We start from the raw sequence: 15868 nt of genomic DNA, 5'->3' as shown, positions 1-15868 counted from the left end.
CCTTACCCCCATGGTCCTCTCCAATTTCCTCCAATCCATGTCGGGCACCGTCAACAGCATCTACATCGGCCAAATGCTAGGCACCCAAGCCCTGGCCGCCGTCTCCGGCATGTTCCCCATCGTGTTCTTCTTCATCGCCCTGGTCATCGGCCTCGGCGCAGGTGCGAGCGTGCTCATCGGCCAAGCCTGGGGCGCACGGGAACCGCATCTGGTGAAAACCATCGCCGCTACCACGTTGCTGTTGGGAGCAATCATCGGCCTGACAGCGGCGGTGCTGGGCAGCGTATTCGCAAGACCAGCCTTGCAAGGCTTGGGCACTCCGGCTGACGTGCTGGACGACGCCGTGTCCTACGCCCACGTAATGATGTGGATCATGCCGTCGCTGCTGGTCTACGTCCTGTTCACCCAGCTCCTGCGCGGGGTGAGCGATACGGTGTCGCCGCTGATCGCATTGGTGGTGTCGACGTGTATCGGGTTGGCGCTGACGCCCGCATTGATTCGCGGTTGGTTCGGGTTGCCGATGTTGGGGATTCAGAGTGCGGCGTATGCGGGGTTGGTGGGGAATTTGTCGGCGATGGGGTGGTTGGCGTGGCGGTTGATTCGGCGGGGGCATCCGTTGGCGCCGGATCGGGAGATGTTTGCGGCGATGCGCCTGGATCGGGTGATTCTCGGCAAGGTGTTGCGCATTGGCTTGCCGACCGGGTTGCAGATGGTGGTGTTGTCGGTGTCGGAGTTGGTGATTCTGGCGTTGGTGAATCAGCACGGTTCGCAGGCGACAGCCGCGTATGGGGCGGTGACGCAGATCGTCAATTATGTGCAGTTTCCGGCGTTGTCGATTGCGATCACGGCGTCGATTCTCGGGGCGCAGGCGATTGGGGCAGGGCGCATTGAGCGGATGGGGCCGATTCTGCGCACGGGGTTGTTGATCAATGTGTGCCTGACCGGTGGGTTGGTGGTGTTGGGTTACTTGTTGTCGCACTGGTTGCTGGGGTTGTTTCTGACGGACGATTTGACTCGGGCGAAGGCCGAGCACTTGTTGCACATCATGCTCTGGAGCCTGTTGGTGTTTGGCTTTCAGGCGATTGTCGGCGGGATCATGCGGGCCAGCGGCACGGTGTTGGTGCCGATGGCGATTTCGATTGTGTGCGTGCTTGGGGTGCAGTTGCCGATGGCGTATGTGCTGGACGGGCAGTTCGGGTTGCAGGGTGTGTGGATGGCGTTTCCGGTGGCGTATTTGGGGATGCTGATGTTGCAAACGCTGTATTACAAACTAGTGTGGCAACATCAGAAGATTGAACGCTTGGTGTAGATTGGATCCTTTATTTCAATCCTGGCCCTAATAAGTATGACTGTTTTAGTTGGAGGGGCACCGAATGCGAGTTGGTCTCTATTGCAGATATCGTTAGTGAGGTAACAACTAATGGATCCAATGGAAGAATCTAAGGCTTCATGTAATTTACCAGGCCAGTTATCACGTGGCTTTCAGGGAAGTTGGGTATTATCCATCGAGGCGAGTTGTTTCTTCTGAACTAACCGTTTGTCGGTGGTTTGCACGAAAAATGAACATTTTTGCTTTAATGCCCTCTGATACTTCAGCACGTCGCCATGACCTGCCCCTGCAGCTGCAGAAAGAGAAGTGGATCCCGAACCTCATATGCATTGAATGCAAATGAGGATTTTTTTACCTGAAATTCAGGAGCCAACAAATAGCCGAACTTGATTTGCCGGGCAAATTAATCGGTTCAGCCGCGCCAAATCACTGATTTGGCTTGTCTTTTATCAGTCGGATCTCGTAGGGCCTGTAACTCGATTAGAGCCCCGCTGAACTAATGATTCGCACTGTATAATCAGTTGGAGAAGTACCGTGTCTATAAATACAATTATGAGTCTGGTCGAAAACAAAGAGTGTATGGAATTTGTGCGGTTGGGTGTTGTTTATGCTCACTTGGTCGCCTGTTGTGTTGCCATTGGTTTGGTGTTGACCAGTGATATAGCCATGGTTAAGAACTTGTTGAAGGGCAAGGTGTTTTCGGAACACGATAATGCGCATCTGGAAAGTCTCCAGACGTCTGTCGTCGTTGCATTGATTGCGTTGTGGGTCACCGGTATTGCAATTGTGGGTATTGATTACCTGGAGAAGGGAGTCGAGTACTTCATGAACCCGAAACTTCAAGCCAAAGTGATCATTGTCATGTTGCTGACGTACAACGGCATCTTGTTGCATCGCCTGGTGTTGCCGGCCATGCAGAAGGCCGGATCGCTGCTCAAGCTCGAGTTTAGCGCTCGGATGCTGGCGCTGTTCTGCGGCTCGCTGTCGGCGGTGTCCTGGATGTATGCGGCACTGCTGGGTGTCGGACGCCCGTTGGCCTGGAAGTATTCACTTTCTGAACTGTTGATGGCGTATCCGCTGTTGATTGCTCTGGGGTTCCTGGCAATGCTGGCATTGACTCAACGAGTGATAAAACAGAACGACGATGTGGTGCCGCAGCGGGCTGTTGCGAGTGCTTGCTAAGTTGTAACGTTCGCTGAACTTTCCGGACACCTCCGGTTTAAAAAGAGGGCCACCCGTAACAGGGTGGCTCTTTTTTTTTGCGTCAAAAGTTGCTCCAGAAAGTCGAGTCGTCGGTGTAGGCCGGCGGGCTTGCTGTCGTCCACCTTCGGACTGACAATCCAGAGTGACGGTGATGTAAACCGACAGGCTTGATCGCCTGGGGAGGTTTTCCACATGAGTCCTTCATCGACAACCATTCTGCAAGACCGCGCCGATGCCGGTCGGCGGCTGGTGGCGCCGTTGCTCAAGTACGCGCATCGCCCCGATGTCATCGTCCTCGCCTTGCCCCGTGGCGGTGTGCCGGTGGCGTATGAAGTGGCGACCGCGCTGGACGTTCGCCTCGACCTGATGCTGGTGCGCAAACTGGGCGTTCCGACCCATCAGGAGCTGGCGATGGGCGCGATTGCCAGCGGCGGTATTCAAATCCTCAATGAGCATACGCTGCGGGCACACCCGATTGATCAGGCAACGTTCGAGGCCGTGGTCGCACGGGAAACCCGCGAACTGCTGCGGCGTGAACAGGTGTATCGCGGAACGCGTGCGCCGGTGCAGCTCAAGGATCAGGTGGTGATTCTGATTGACGATGGCCTGGCGACGGGTGCTTCGATGAGGGCGGCGATTCACGCGGTGCGCGCGCAGGCGCCGGCGCGCGTTGTCGTCGCGGTGCCGGTGGCGCCGGTTGAGACTGCGGAGGCGCTGCGCGGTGAGGTGGACGAGTTGGTGTGCCCGATCACTGCTGATTGGTTTATGTCGATCGGGCATTGGTACGTGGATTTTTCCCAGACTGCGGATGCCGAGGTCATCGGTTTGTTGACGCGGGCGTGGCAGCGGCAGGGGAGTGGGGCGGCGTAAACATTTAGGGTTTGAGAAATGGGTCATCCGTTGCAGGGTGGCCCATTTTTTTTGGCTGGAAGTTGCGTTGATCTTGAGGGCGCCATCGCCGGCAAGCCGGCTCCTACAGTGTCCGCGTGCAAACCCGATCCTTGTAGGAGCCGGCTTGCTGGCGATGGCGGCCTCACGGTTTATACCGCTCGTCGCAGAACTCGCTAACCACCTATTGACACCCACCGGCATCTGCGTGAATATTCATACATCGCATGCGACACAGTCGAATGCGATGCTAAATCAAACCTATCGCAATATCGAGGATTCACCCCATGAGCAAGATCGAAAAAGTCCTGGCCACCGGCAAAACCCACACCACCGCCAGCGCTGCCGGCAACACCTCCGGCGGCCACAACGGCAGCCTCGACATCACCCTGTCGACACCCGGCAGCGCCAAACCTGCTCATGTGTTTGCCGGCACCCAGCCGCACCCGGCTGCCGAGCAACTGTTCGCCGGTGCATGGTCGGCGTGCTACACCGCTGCCGTCGGTCTGGTGGCCAATGATTTGAATGTGGTACTGCCAGCGGACTTTTCCGTCGACATCGAAGTCGATCTGGGGCAAACCGGCCCGGCCTACTTCCTTCAGGCTCGTTTGACTCTGCGCGTACCTGGCCTGCCACACGACATCGCCACCACGCTGGCGCACACCGCTGATCAGATCTGCCCATACTCGAAAGCAACACGCGGCAATATTGATGTGGCACTGAACGTCCTCACCGTTTAATTATTGTCAAAACATCGCGTGCGATAAAAGCGCACGCGAAAAACAAATCCCCAATTGAGAGCATTCATCATGAGCAAGATCGAAAAAGTCCTGGCCACCGGCAAAACCCACACCACCCCTAGCGCAGCTGGCAACACGTCGCGCGGCCACAACGGCAACCTCGACATCGTGCTGTCCTCGCCCGGCAGCGCAAAACCGGCGCACCAGTTTTCGAACATTCTGCCGCACCCGACCGCCGAGCAATTGTTCTCCGGCGCCTGGTCGGCCTGCTATAGCGCCGCTGTCGGCCTGGTGGCCAAGGAGTTGAACGTGACACTGCCGGCCGACACGGCGGTAGACATCGAAGTTGATTTGGGCCAGACCGGCCAGGCGTACTTCATCCAGGGGCGATTGACCCTGCGCGTACCGGGCCTGTCGAACGAGGTCGCAACGAAACTGGCGCATGGCGCCCACGAGATCTGCCCGTACTCCAAAGCCACCCGCGGCAACATCGACGTGACGTTGAACGTCATTACCGAGTGATGCACCGCACGACCGGTTCGACTTCGCCAGGCGAGTCGAACCGGCCGCCGGCCCGGGCAACATCGATAAGCGTCAATTGGGCGCCAATGTGCTCTTCAGCCAATGTTCAAAACGTGTCGCGCCTACGATCGGATTCGCCCCAGGCGTCAGTGACTGATCGTTGATGGGCGCACCGAAGTAAGGAACCGTGTCATCCGGGACGACCTCGCGCGGGTCTTTGATGTGCTGCAGATACTGGCTCACGAATTCAACGATTGGCCTGCGATCCGGCCCGGCGACTTCCAGGGTCTGGTTGTCTGGCGCTTTCAAGGCAATATCGGTCAGGGCCTTGGCGACATCGAGCGAGGCAATCGGTTGCAGTGCGGCAGGGGTCAGGTGGATGGTGTTGCCGTCTTCGCGACCCGAGTAGGCAATGGCACCGATGAACTCGAAGAACTGCGTGGCGCGCAGGATCGTGTAAGGAATGCCCGAGTGTTTGATGAGTTTTTCCTGAGCCATTTTCGCCCGGAAGTAACCACTTTCGAGCATGCGCTCGGTGCCGACCACCGACAGTGCAACATGGTGTTTGACGCCGTCGATTTTCTCCGCCACGAACAGGTTTTTCCCGGCCGTTTCGAAAAAATGCAACGCCGCGTGATCCTCGAATGAGGGCGAGTTCGCCACATCCACCACCACGTCTGCGCCTTTCAAGGCTTCCTTCAGTCCTTCGCCACTGATGACGTTGACGCCGGTACTCGGCGACGCTGCCAGCGCTTCATGCCCCAGTGCCCGCAGGTTTTTGCACAGTTGACTGCCGATCAGTCCAGTCCCTCCGATGACGACGATTTTCATGACCCGTCTCCCGTTGCGGTGAATGGAACACTCATTAAACACCTGCATGACTCAGGCATCCGGCGCGTAACGGGGTTGCGCGACAGGTGGTCGGGCCGTCAGTGCACCCATGGCACAAACGGCGATTTTTTGCTTTAGTCCACCTATGGCTGGCCTTTGTGTGCAGCACCTCACTGCACCAGGGCGTCCTGCCGGAGAATCCCATGAACCTTCGTTTCCCGCGTTCCGCCGCCGTGCTTGTCGCGCTCACGCTCGGCGTGTTGCCGTGCGCCAATGCCATCGAATACAAGCAGGTGAATGAGACCGCCAGCACGATCTCTTTCACCTACAAACAGTTCAGCTCACGGGTCTACGGCACGTTCGGCAAGTTCGAAGGCACGCTGGATTTCGACACGGCGAACCCCTCGGCAGCCCACGCCGTGCTCACGATCGAACTCGACAGCATCGATGCCGGAAGCAGTGACGCCAACGAAGAGCTGAAAAAGCCTGCGTGGTTCGATACGGCCACTTATCCGAAGGCGACATTTGAATCGACCGCTGTAAAAGCGTTGAGCAACAACCGTTACTTGATCACCGGCAATCTCACCCTCAAGAAAATAACGCGCACGGTGCAAGTGCCGGTCCTGCTGAAGTCCCAGAAAGCGATCGGCATATTCGATGGCCAGCTGACACTCAAGCGCAGCGACTTCAAAATCGGTGAAGGCGAGTGGGCGGACACGGTGGTTTCCGACGATATCAACATCAGGTTCCGGATGGTTGCGCCGGAGCAATAGCTGTTTAGCCTCCTGCGCAATGTTCTGATTCACCGCGGCTTTACGTCGCTTGCTCTGCCATGGTTTTACTGTCATCGTTCGCGCTACTGGTAATCTTTCTTATTTGAGAAATTTTTGCGTATGCGCGATTTTTCCGTGGCTGATGACGACGTTGCCCGTCGTCAGCGGACGTTCACCGACCTCTATAGCGATCACCATTCCTGGTTGCATGGCTGGCTACGGAAAAAACTCGGCTGTTCGCAACGTGCGGCCGATCTGGCCCATGACGCGTTCATTCGCGTGCTCACCCTCGCCGAGCCTCACACCATCAAAGAGCCGCGGGCGTTTCTGGCGACCATGGCGGGGCGCTTGTTGATCGATGGTGCCCGACGCCGACGGATCGAACAGGCGTACCTCGAGGCGCTGGCGATCCAGGCGCATGACGCCGGCATGCCCGACCCCGAAGCGATCCATGTGGCGCTTGAGGCGCTGGAAAAAATCGCCGTGATGCTCGCCGGGTTGCCAGACAAGAACCGTGAGGCGTTCCTGCTCAGCCGGCTCGACGGCCTTACCTACAGCGAGATCGCGATTGAACTGAAAGTGTCCGCCAGCACGGTCAAGAACTACGTCGCCGGTGCGCTCGTCCATTGCTACAACACCTTGTACGGGGCGGAACAGCCGTCGTGACGAACATCCAACCACCCTCCGAGCAGATGATCCTTGAGGCGGCTTACTGGCTGACGTTGTTGCACGACGATTTGGCTACCGACGCCGAACGCGTGGCTTTCGATGTCTGGTGCGAAGCCGACCCGCGACACGCGCTCGCCCTGGAGCGGATGCGAGCTTTGTGGGGCGGTTTTGACGAGCTGCCTGCCGCCCCCGCACGCGTTGCCCTCAAGCATGCCTTTGCCCGGCCGGGCCCGAGAGTGTCGGGCCGTGGCGCCCAGGCGATTGCGCTGCTGGGTGTGTTGGTCTGTGGCTGGATCGGCCTGGACAACATGCCGGTCTGGCTCGCCGATCAACGTACCGGCGTGGGCGAGCGGCGCGAGGTGGTGCTTTCGGACGGCAGCCATATTCAGCTCAACAGTCATTCGGCGCTGGACGTGAAGTTCGACGGCCAGCAGCGCGTCATCGAGTTGTTGGAAGGGGAGATGTGGGTCGAGGTGGCCAAGGACGCCCGGCGTCCGTTTGTGGTGCGCACTGATCAGGGGACGGCGACGGCACTGGGCACGCGATATCTGGTGAAACGCGCAGCCGATGGTTCGACCGTGGTCAGTGTGCTGGAGTCTGTGGTTGCCGCCAAAGCCAACGGCGCCGAGGCGGTGAACGTCGCGGCGGGCGAGCAAACCACCCTCAGAGAGGGCCGGGCGCAAGCACCGCAACCCATCGGCAACGCCCACCCGGATGCCTGGACCCGGGGCCTGCTCAAAGTCGATGACCGTCCCTTGAGCGAAGTGCTTCAGGCCCTCGCCGGTTACCGACGGGGCCTGGTGCGCTACGACGAACAGGCGCTGCAAGGGCTGCGCGTCTCCGGCGTGTTCCGCCTCGACGACACCGATGCTGCACTCGCGACACTGGCGGACAACCTGCCGATCCAGGTCGAGCACTTCACCGATCTGCTGGTGGTGATCAAACCCCTCTAACCCCCCAACCCTGTAGGAGCCGGCTTGCCGGCGATCCAGGCGACACGGTCTGTCTGACCCACCGTCATCGCTGGCAAGCCAGCTCCTACAAGGTTGAGGAAGGCATCAATACCGTTTCACCCCAACCTGTAGGAGCCGGCTTGCCGGCGATCCAGGCGACACGGTCTGTCTGACCCACCGCCATCGCTGGCAAGCCAGCTCCTACAAGGTTGAGGAAGGCATCAATACCGTTTCACCCCAACCTGTAGGAGCCGGCTTGCCGGCGATCCAGGCGACACGGTTTGTCTGACCCACCGCCATCGCGAGCAGGCTCGCTCCTACAGGGTTTCGGGGGGGCTAAAAAATATTAATGCAAATCGCTCGCATTCATTGTCTGTTTTTCCGACATGGCCGTCATGGTTAGTAACGCCTTCCATTTCGCAGGATTTCTCATGTCTCGCTTTGCTCGTCCGTTGCACCCACTGGCGCTTTCAGTGGCGATGGCTTTTGTCGCGGCGCCGCTGCTGGCTGCCGAATCGCCGGTCGCGGGTTCACACACCAGTGCTGTCCGCAGTTTTTCGATCCCGGCCGGGGATTTGAGTCAGGCGCTGAACAGCCTGGCCGAGCAGGCAGATCTGGTGTTGGCCTTCGACCCGGCCTTGACGCGCGGTAAACGCAGCAATGGCCTGGGCGGACCATTCAGCACCGGCGACGCACTTGCCCAATTGCTCCAGGGCAGCGGCCTCAACGCCATCGCGCTGTCGGCCACGCGCTATCGCATCGAACCTGCGCCCGAGGCGGTCGAAGGTTCTCTGGAGCTGCAAGCCACCAACATCAACGGCGCGTATGCGAGCGAAAGTCCGACCGGCCCGGTGGCGGGTTATGTCGCGACGCGCGCGCTGTCGGCGACCAAGACCGATACGGCGCTGAACGAAACACCGCAGTCGATTTCCGTGGTCACCAAGGACCAGATGCGGGCCCAGGGCGCGGAGAACCTCAACCAGATCTTGCGTTACACCGCCGGTGTGATTCCCGAAACCCGTGGCTCTACCGCTTCGCGACTGGATCAGATGACCATCCGTGGTTTTTCCCCGGCCGTGTATCTGGACGGCTTGCGCATGCCGGGCAGTCGCGATGCCTCGCCGCAAAAAGACTCGTTTGATCTGGAGCGCGTGGACGTTTTGCGCGGGCCGTCGTCGGTGCTGTACGGGCAGGCCAGCCCCAGCGGTGTGGTGAACATGGTCAGCAAGCGGCCGCTGGATACGCCGTTCCATGAAATCGGCGTCGAGTACGGCACCTTCGACAAGAAACGCACGACCTTCGATTTGAGCGGCCCGCTCGACGACCAGGGCGTTTACTCCTATCGCCTGGCCGGTCTGTACGACGAGGCCGATGGTCAACTGGAACACACCGAAACCCAGCGTCAGTCCATTTCGTCGGCGTTCACCTGGCGCCCGAGCGATGACACGTCGCTGACGCTGCTGGGGCATTTCCAGAAAGACCCGAAGGCGGCTTCGTACGGTTCGACACCGGCGTGGGGCTCGGTGTTGCACAGCCCGACCGGGCGTGACATCGATGTCGATTTCTATGACGGCGACAAGGATTTCGAGAAGAGTGACCGCGAGTATTTCTCCATCGGTTACTTGTTCGAACATCACCTCAACGACGTCTGGACCTTGCGTCAGAACGCGCGTTACCTGCGCAGCGAAGGCGTTTATCGCAGCCTCTACAACAGCAACCTGCGCGCCGATTACCGCACCTCCAACCGGTCGACCATTGCCACAGACGTCGACCTGGATGCCTACACCCTGGATAACCAGGTGCAAGCCAGATTCGACACCGGACCGGTGCAACACACGGTGCTGTTGGGTGGCGATTATCAGAACACCAGCACGGATACCAAGTCCGGTTTCGGCACGGGGCCGACGCTGGATATCTTTGATCCGGTCTACGGTGTTCCGGTCGTCACACCGGCGTTCACCACCGACGCGACGCAGCGTAACCAGCAGAAGGGCTTGTACCTGCAAGACCAGATCAAATGGGACAAGTGGGTGTTGCTGATGGGGGGGCGCTACGACTGGGCGACCAACAACAACAGCTCGATGAACTTGCGCAACAACGTCAAGACCAAAACCTCTCTGGACAGCGAGGCGTTCACCGGTCGCGTGGGGCTGGTCTATCTGTTCGATAACGGCCTGTCGCCGTACATCAGCTACGCCGAATCCTTCGAACCGCAGTCGGGCACCGGCTATGGTGGTTCGGTGTTCAAGCCGACCGAGGGCCAGCAGTACGAAGTGGGGATCAAGTACCAGCCACCGGGCAGCAACAGCTTTATCACCGCGTCGGTCTTCGACCTGCGCCAAAGCAACGTGCCGACGCTTGATCCGGATCCGACGCACCTGTGCGGCACCGGGCGTTGCCAGGAACAGAGCGGTGAAGTGCGTTCCCGTGGTTTCGAACTCGAAGGCAAGGCCAGCCTGAATGACAACCTGGACATCACCGCCGCGTACGCTTATCTGGACAACCGCATTACCAAGTCCAACAGCACCGTGAGCTACGCGCCGCTGACCGACATCGCCGTCGGCCCGGCAGTGCCGGCGAAAGGCACCACCAACTATGGTGTGCCGCGTCATACGGCCTCGGTCTGGGCGGATTACACCTTCCACGACGGCGTCGCGAAAGGCTTCGGTGTCGGCGGCGGGGCGCGTTACGTCGGTTCCTCCTGGGGCGACACTGCCAATACACTGAAGGTGCCGGGTTACACGCTGCTGGATGCGGCAGTGCACTACGACATCCCGCACATCAACAGCCTCAAGGACAACCTGCGCCTGGCGGTGAACGCCAGCAACCTGGCCAACAAAGAGTACGTGGCGTCGTGCTATTCCTACTCGTGGTGCTGGTATGGCGCACAGCGCACCGTTCAGGCGAGCGCGACGTATCAGTGGTAACACCCCGCTGAGCTGACACACCACGTCGCCTGAATCGCCAGCAAGCCGGCTCCTACACACCACCGAACCTGTAGGAGCCGGCTTGCCAACGATGGCGGCGTATCTGATACACCGCGCAAGCCCCATCGCCAGCAAGCCGGCTCCTACAAGGATCAGTATTCACCTGACACACCACCGAACCTGTAGGAGCTGGCTTGCCAGCGATGGCGGCGTATCTGATACACCGCGCAAGCCCCATCGCCAGCAAGCCGGCTCCTACAAGGATCTGTATGCACCTGACACACCACCGAACCTGTAGGAGCCGGCTTGCCAGCGATGGCGGTGTATCTGATACACCGCGCAAGCCCCATCGCCAGCAAGCCGGCTCCTACAAGGATCAGTATTCACCTGACACACCACCGAACCTGTAGGAGCCGGCTTGCTGGCGATCCGGGCGACGCGGTGTGGCTGACCAGACGTCAAAGCGTGGCCGTTTTAATGCACGGCAATTGGCGCTGTAACGGTCTTCCCGAGCGCTGAGCGAACGGTGATGGTCGGGCTCGGTGTCGGGCCGTTGCCGGTGGTGGTAACGGACAGTCTCCAGCGTGCACCCGTACCGTTCGGCGTGAGCGTCGCGGTTCCCAGATTGAGCTGGCCGCCCGTGGTCGACGCACTGACGGTGATGCTGTTGCCCGCCGCCCGCGAGGTCGTCCCGGTCACGTCCCAGGTATAGCGATTGTTGCTGCGCACGTTGACGGAAGCGCGGGTGACCAACAACGTTTCATTCACTGCCGCCGCAGCGCTGACCGCCACGTATACCGTCGCCGGTTTGTCCGAGACGGCGCCAAGGTTGTCACTGGCTTCGTAGGTAAACACCGCAGTGAACGGCGCCGCAACAATGGTCGGTGGCATATAGAACACTCGAATGCCGTCGGTGCTCACGGAGCCCTGGCCCGAATCCGGCTGGGTCAGGCCGACAACCTTGAGCGGCAGGTTACCGTCCGGGTCGGTGTCGTTGGCGAGCACGCTGATGGTCACTGGCAGGCCGTTACTGCTCGTGGCGCTGTCATTGTTGGCCACGGGTTTTTTGTTCGGGCCTTCATTATCATCGCCGTCAACGCCAGTGCGGAAAGTCGGCAGTGCCACGGAGTTGACGAAGGTGACGCCGTCCCAACCCGGTATCGGCGTTGGCATCAACTGGAACTGCCCCGGATGCTCGGAATCCCAGCGCAGCAGCATCGACGTGTCCTCGTGCTGAGTGTTGTGGCAGTGCTCCATGTAGGTGCCGGCGAACTCGCGGAAGTGAAGCGCCACGTCGACATCCACTGAACTGTCGACGCCTTCGCCAATACGAAAGACGTCCTTGCGTGCCCATTTTTCCCATTCCGGCGGTGCCTTGCCGTCGCGACTGAGAATGACGCCTTCTTCGAAATGCACATGCACCGGATGGTTCCAGCCATTGCCGCCGTTCTTGATTTTCCACACTTCGAGGGTGCCGTCGCCGGAGAACCCGGCGTCCGTGGGGCCGCTGGCCAGTTGCGGTGCGGCACTGATGCGGCGCGGGTCCATGGGAAAGCCGGGGCCGCCATCGGTCTTGATCGTCCACGGTGCTTCATCGGTGCCATCGGAGCGACCGAAAATGAATTCCCGATGCCGCGCCACGTTGAGCCTGGCCTGGTCGTTCGGGTTGTCGCGATCGATGGGCAACGGGATCATCGTCTTGCCGCCAGGCACAAAGGCTGCCGGGTCCATGGCCACGTCCTGACCACTGTAGGGCTGAACCAACAGTTGCAGGAATTTGCCAACCAGCGGGTCGCCCCTGTCCCATTTCGGGCCATTGCTGGTTTGCTTGATGACGGCCTTGTACTTCTCGGACAGCACGTCAGCCAGGGGGGCGGGTTCTTCCGGGCCCTTGCCGTCTTCGTGCACCAGCAGGTTGACGAAGTACAGTTTGTCGCCGACCTTGATCCCGTTTTTCGAGAAATTGACGATGATGTCGAAACGTTCGGCGATGCCCATGGTTGGCAGGATCGCATTGTTATTCGTCTTATCGCCGTCACCATCCAAGTCCATGCTGCCGTCGAACGGCACGGCGTGTTCCATGATATTGCCGTCGTTGGCAATCAGGTGGAGCGGCACCCGATTATAGGAAACCCCAGAACCGGCAGGCCCCGGAAATTCACCGCTATTGCCGCTGATTTCCCGTACCAGCGCCAGCTTGAAATAGCGCGACACCGAGCCGTTGAGAATGCGGAAACGGTAGCTGCGCGCGCGGACTTTCAGGCTCGGCTGGTACTGCCAGTTGACCAGCATCTGATCCCCGAGAAAGCCGTCGGTGTTGAACGGGTTGAACCACAACTGGCCGTTCTCGTCCCAGGCCTTATCGGAGATCAGCAGGTTCACGTCGTAGTCGCGGTTGCCCCAAGGCATTGCTGAACCGCTGGGAAAACGCAGGTTGACGCCGTCCTCGATCGCTTCGTTGCCGCGATCCACAGCGCTGTAGTAATTCATCATTGCCGCATTGCCCTTGTAGACATTCTGCGCGGTGAAATCGAGCATGTGGTCGTGGAACCAGTGGGTGCTCATGGTCTCGCGCCAGTCGCCACGGATTTTTATGCTGCCGTTTTCGCAGGTCTTGAGGCCCGGACTGACATCGTTGACGAAGAGTTTTTCGCCCGGTGAGCAGGGGAAGGCTGCACGCGGATCCTGCGCCTTGGTGTTGATCGTGTCGTAGCCGGCCAGTTGCAGCGGCCAGCGATAATCGTAGAACTGCCCCGGAAAGAAAAATGCATTGGTAAAGCCATCGCTTTCAGCCGGCGAGTGCCCATTGTGTTCGTGGGTACTGATGGTGTGCAGGCCAAAACCGGCGTTGGCTGCGGGGTCGATTGGCAGGGCGTTGTAATGGCGCATCAGCAACGCTTGACCGTAACGGACCATCAGCAATTTGGCCGGCACGGTGCCGTCGAATGTCCACAGCGAGTTGTGATTCTGCACCGGCATTCTTGAATGAAAACGCACGTCGATACCGCGAGTGGTGCCCGCTGTCGCCGGGATGTCCGAAGTTTGGTAGTAGAGCCCGCCGGGGGCGAATTCGCCCTTGTTGTAGTGGTGCAATTGTTGGGCGTCACGCAGGCCTTGGTTGGTTCTGGCACCGGCTTGAACAGTCTTGAACTGAACCTGCGGGAAGAACTCGTTCCAGCGTTGATGCGACCAGCCTTTTCCCGGTGGCCGACCCTCCGCCGGCGAGCCTACCGGATGCCGGTTGAGGAAGGCTTCGATCTGCGCTTTCCACGGGTTGCGGTCCAGTACATTGGAAAACTGCGAAGGAAACGGGGACAACCCCGGCTGGCGCAGGAAGGCTTCGAGCGCTGCACTCGACGGGCCGCTGCGGGCGACGTTGTTCGGATCCTGCTGGGGCGCCGGGCCGAGGGTTGGCACGGGGAATGTCAGCGTCTGCGGCGGGGTAGTCGGGTCGAGTGTTTCCGAGCCGAACTCTTCGAACAGCAGCAGTTGTTGAGTGAATGGTTCGGCTCCGAACAAGGGGCTGGGCTTGCCGTTGGTGGGGTAGTTGAACGATGTCTGTGCGGCGGGTGGCAGTACGTTGTCGGCACGCGGCGTGTTTCGGTCGCCGAACACGCCGTTGGGCAAGGCCAGGGCACCTTGATTGGCCGGGGGCAGGTTTTTCAGTGCTTCCAGGGCTGCCTTAGGGTCGGCAGGCGGGTTATGGAAGGCTGACGGATCGGTCGGAGGCGGTGGCCCGAAATCATCGAGCGGAGCGGCATTCACCGCAGACAGGCTGAAAGTCATCAGCATCACCAGAGTAATGCCCGGCGTCCGGAAAAAGCCGGGCGACTTGTTCACAGGAGCTGAGCTTTTCATGGTGGTTCTCTGGGGGCGTGTCGTGGTGTCGGCACATGCGCAAAAATCGACGCAAAAGCTGAGCCACTAACGAGATTGTCAGATAAATCATCGCGTTAGGTTCAGTGATATGCGTGGGAAGTGTTAACGAGAGTTAACAGTTGGGGGATATTCCTCAGTCTTGGGGAGGGTGTTATTCCCCATTGCCCCGTCCGGTGAGGAGGTGTTGTCGTTGGCCTCATCGCCGGCAAGCCGGCTCCTACAGTTGATTTCCATAGTCACTCGGCATGACTGCCAACTGACACGCCACCCCGGTCTCGTCGGCGCGTTATGATAGGCGCGTCCGCCGCCAGAGTCAGAGCAGAGCCTCAATGCCCCAGATCACCCATTTCAAAACTCCGTGCCCCGAGCACCTCACCAGCCAGATTCTGCAGATGGTGGTCGATAACCTTACCGACATCAGCATGGTCGCCATCCCGCCGAGCAACCTGTTGTACAACGTTTACCAGTACGCGATCGGCTATGAGGTTCACCTCTATCTGGAGGCGCTGAACGGGGCGAAAGGGGTGGCGGTGGAGTTGTTGGTCGCGACCGATGTGGACGATCCGGAACAGGTCATCGGCTTCTTGCTGTACCTGCCGATCAAGGACGATCCCGAGGCGTGCGGCGTCGCATACATGGCGGTGCAGGCCGGCCATCGGCGTCAGGGCGTGGCGCGGCGGATGCTGCGGGAAATGGTCGGCCGCTACCCGCATGCCGAGCTGACCTGCGCGGTGGCCAAGGTGCCGTGGTTTGAATCGATGGGCTTTCAGGTGCTGGGCACGCGCGGTACGCAGGTGTTGATGAACACCCGCGATCATCGCTCTGACGGATTGATGGGGTTGCTCGACGTGGCGTCGATCTACAGCTCGCTGGAGGTGCGGCAGATTCATACGTACCTGCTGCAAAAGCACGGCAAGCGGGCGATGCTCGATGCGGAAAAGCAGCGTGACCGGCATCTGGATCAATTGACGCACAAGGCCAATGAATTTGTCCGCGAGCGGTTGGGCGAGTCGCCGCGCTGACTGCGCCCCACCAGACAACTCAAGCAATTGTGGGAGCGGGCTTGCTCCGGGCGGCGTTCCGACGAAGGCGGTGCATCAGGCAAAGATGAAGTTGACTGATACTCCCTCTTCGTCGGAACGCCGCCCGGAGC

12 protein-coding genes are annotated in these 15868 nt (G+C 59.7%); 10 read left to right on the top strand and 2 right to left on the bottom strand.

Annotated elements, in window-relative coordinates; all coding sequences use genetic code 11:
- From KGB25_RS29435 to KGB25_RS29415, 5 genes are all read left to right on the top strand, one after another.
- Positions 1-1309, top strand: a 1309-nt coding sequence (locus tag KGB25_RS29435; protein ID WP_411741517.1) for an MATE family efflux transporter, incomplete at its 5' end; no start/stop codon positions are given.
- A gap of 555 nt (positions 1310-1864) precedes the next feature.
- Complete coding sequence (locus tag KGB25_RS29430) at positions 1865-2512, top strand: hypothetical protein (protein WP_008040595.1); 648 nt, start codon at positions 1865-1867, stop codon at positions 2510-2512.
- 213 nt (positions 2513-2725) lie between these two features.
- Complete coding sequence (locus KGB25_RS29425) at positions 2726-3403, top strand: phosphoribosyltransferase (RefSeq protein WP_223437858.1); 678 nt, start codon at positions 2726-2728, stop codon at positions 3401-3403.
- A 305-nt stretch (positions 3404-3708) separates the two neighbouring features.
- A complete protein-coding gene (locus KGB25_RS29420) occupies positions 3709-4161 on the top strand; it encodes an Ohr family peroxiredoxin (protein WP_008030850.1) in 453 nt (150 codons plus the stop codon).
- Positions 4162-4230: 69 nt separating this feature from the next.
- The gene (locus KGB25_RS29415) at positions 4231-4683 is read left to right on the top strand and encodes an Ohr family peroxiredoxin (protein ID WP_008040597.1); all 453 of its coding nucleotides are present in this window, start codon (positions 4231-4233) and stop codon (positions 4681-4683) included.
- Positions 4684-4755: 72 nt separating this feature from the next.
- Here the strand turns inward: KGB25_RS29415 and KGB25_RS29410 are convergent, their stop codons facing one another.
- Positions 4756-5514, bottom strand: coding sequence for an SDR family oxidoreductase (locus KGB25_RS29410; protein WP_223437856.1), 759 nt, complete (start codon positions 5512-5514; stop codon positions 4756-4758).
- A gap of 203 nt (positions 5515-5717) precedes the next feature.
- Between KGB25_RS29410 and KGB25_RS29405 the strand changes: the two genes are divergently transcribed.
- The 4 genes from KGB25_RS29405 to KGB25_RS29390 all read left to right on the top strand — a co-directional run bounded on the left by KGB25_RS29405 (position 5718) and on the right by KGB25_RS29390 (position 10836).
- Complete coding sequence (locus KGB25_RS29405) at positions 5718-6287, top strand: YceI family protein (protein ID WP_223437854.1); 570 nt, start codon at positions 5718-5720, stop codon at positions 6285-6287.
- A 120-nt stretch (positions 6288-6407) separates the two neighbouring features.
- Positions 6408-6953 carry a sigma-70 family RNA polymerase sigma factor gene (locus KGB25_RS29400; RefSeq protein ID WP_192496261.1) on the top strand — a complete coding sequence of 182 codons (546 nt, stop codon included), beginning with the start codon at positions 6408-6410 and terminating at the stop codon, positions 6951-6953.
- 26 nt (positions 6954-6979) lie between these two features.
- Positions 6980-7909, top strand: a complete 930-nt coding sequence (locus KGB25_RS29395) for a FecR family protein (RefSeq protein WP_192496284.1) — start codon at positions 6980-6982, stop codon at positions 7907-7909.
- A gap of 431 nt (positions 7910-8340) precedes the next feature.
- Positions 8341-10836 (top strand): TonB-dependent siderophore receptor, encoded by a 2496-nt coding sequence (locus tag KGB25_RS29390; protein WP_223437852.1) that lies wholly within the window; start codon positions 8341-8343, stop codon positions 10834-10836.
- Positions 10837-11310: 474 nt separating this feature from the next.
- Here the strand turns inward: KGB25_RS29390 and KGB25_RS29385 are convergent, their stop codons facing one another.
- On the bottom strand, positions 11311-14694 hold the full coding sequence (locus tag KGB25_RS29385; RefSeq protein ID WP_223437850.1) for an Ig-like domain-containing protein: 3384 nt from the start codon (positions 14692-14694) through the stop codon (positions 11311-11313).
- Positions 14695-15044: 350 nt separating this feature from the next.
- Here KGB25_RS29385 and KGB25_RS29380 point away from each other — a divergent pair, with 350 nt between their 5' ends.
- The gene (locus tag KGB25_RS29380; RefSeq protein ID WP_008034576.1) at positions 15045-15737 is read left to right on the top strand and encodes a GNAT family N-acetyltransferase; all 693 of its coding nucleotides are present in this window, start codon (positions 15045-15047) and stop codon (positions 15735-15737) included.
- Positions 15738-15868: the final 131 nt, after the last annotated feature.

The organism is Pseudomonas sp. BF-RE-21 (assembly GCF_019947305.1).
Taxonomy (GTDB): Bacteria; Pseudomonadota; Gammaproteobacteria; order Pseudomonadales; family Pseudomonadaceae; genus Aquipseudomonas; species Aquipseudomonas migulae.
Note: the sequence above shows the minus strand (reverse complement) of the source record. Positions and strands in the feature narration are given on the sequence as shown.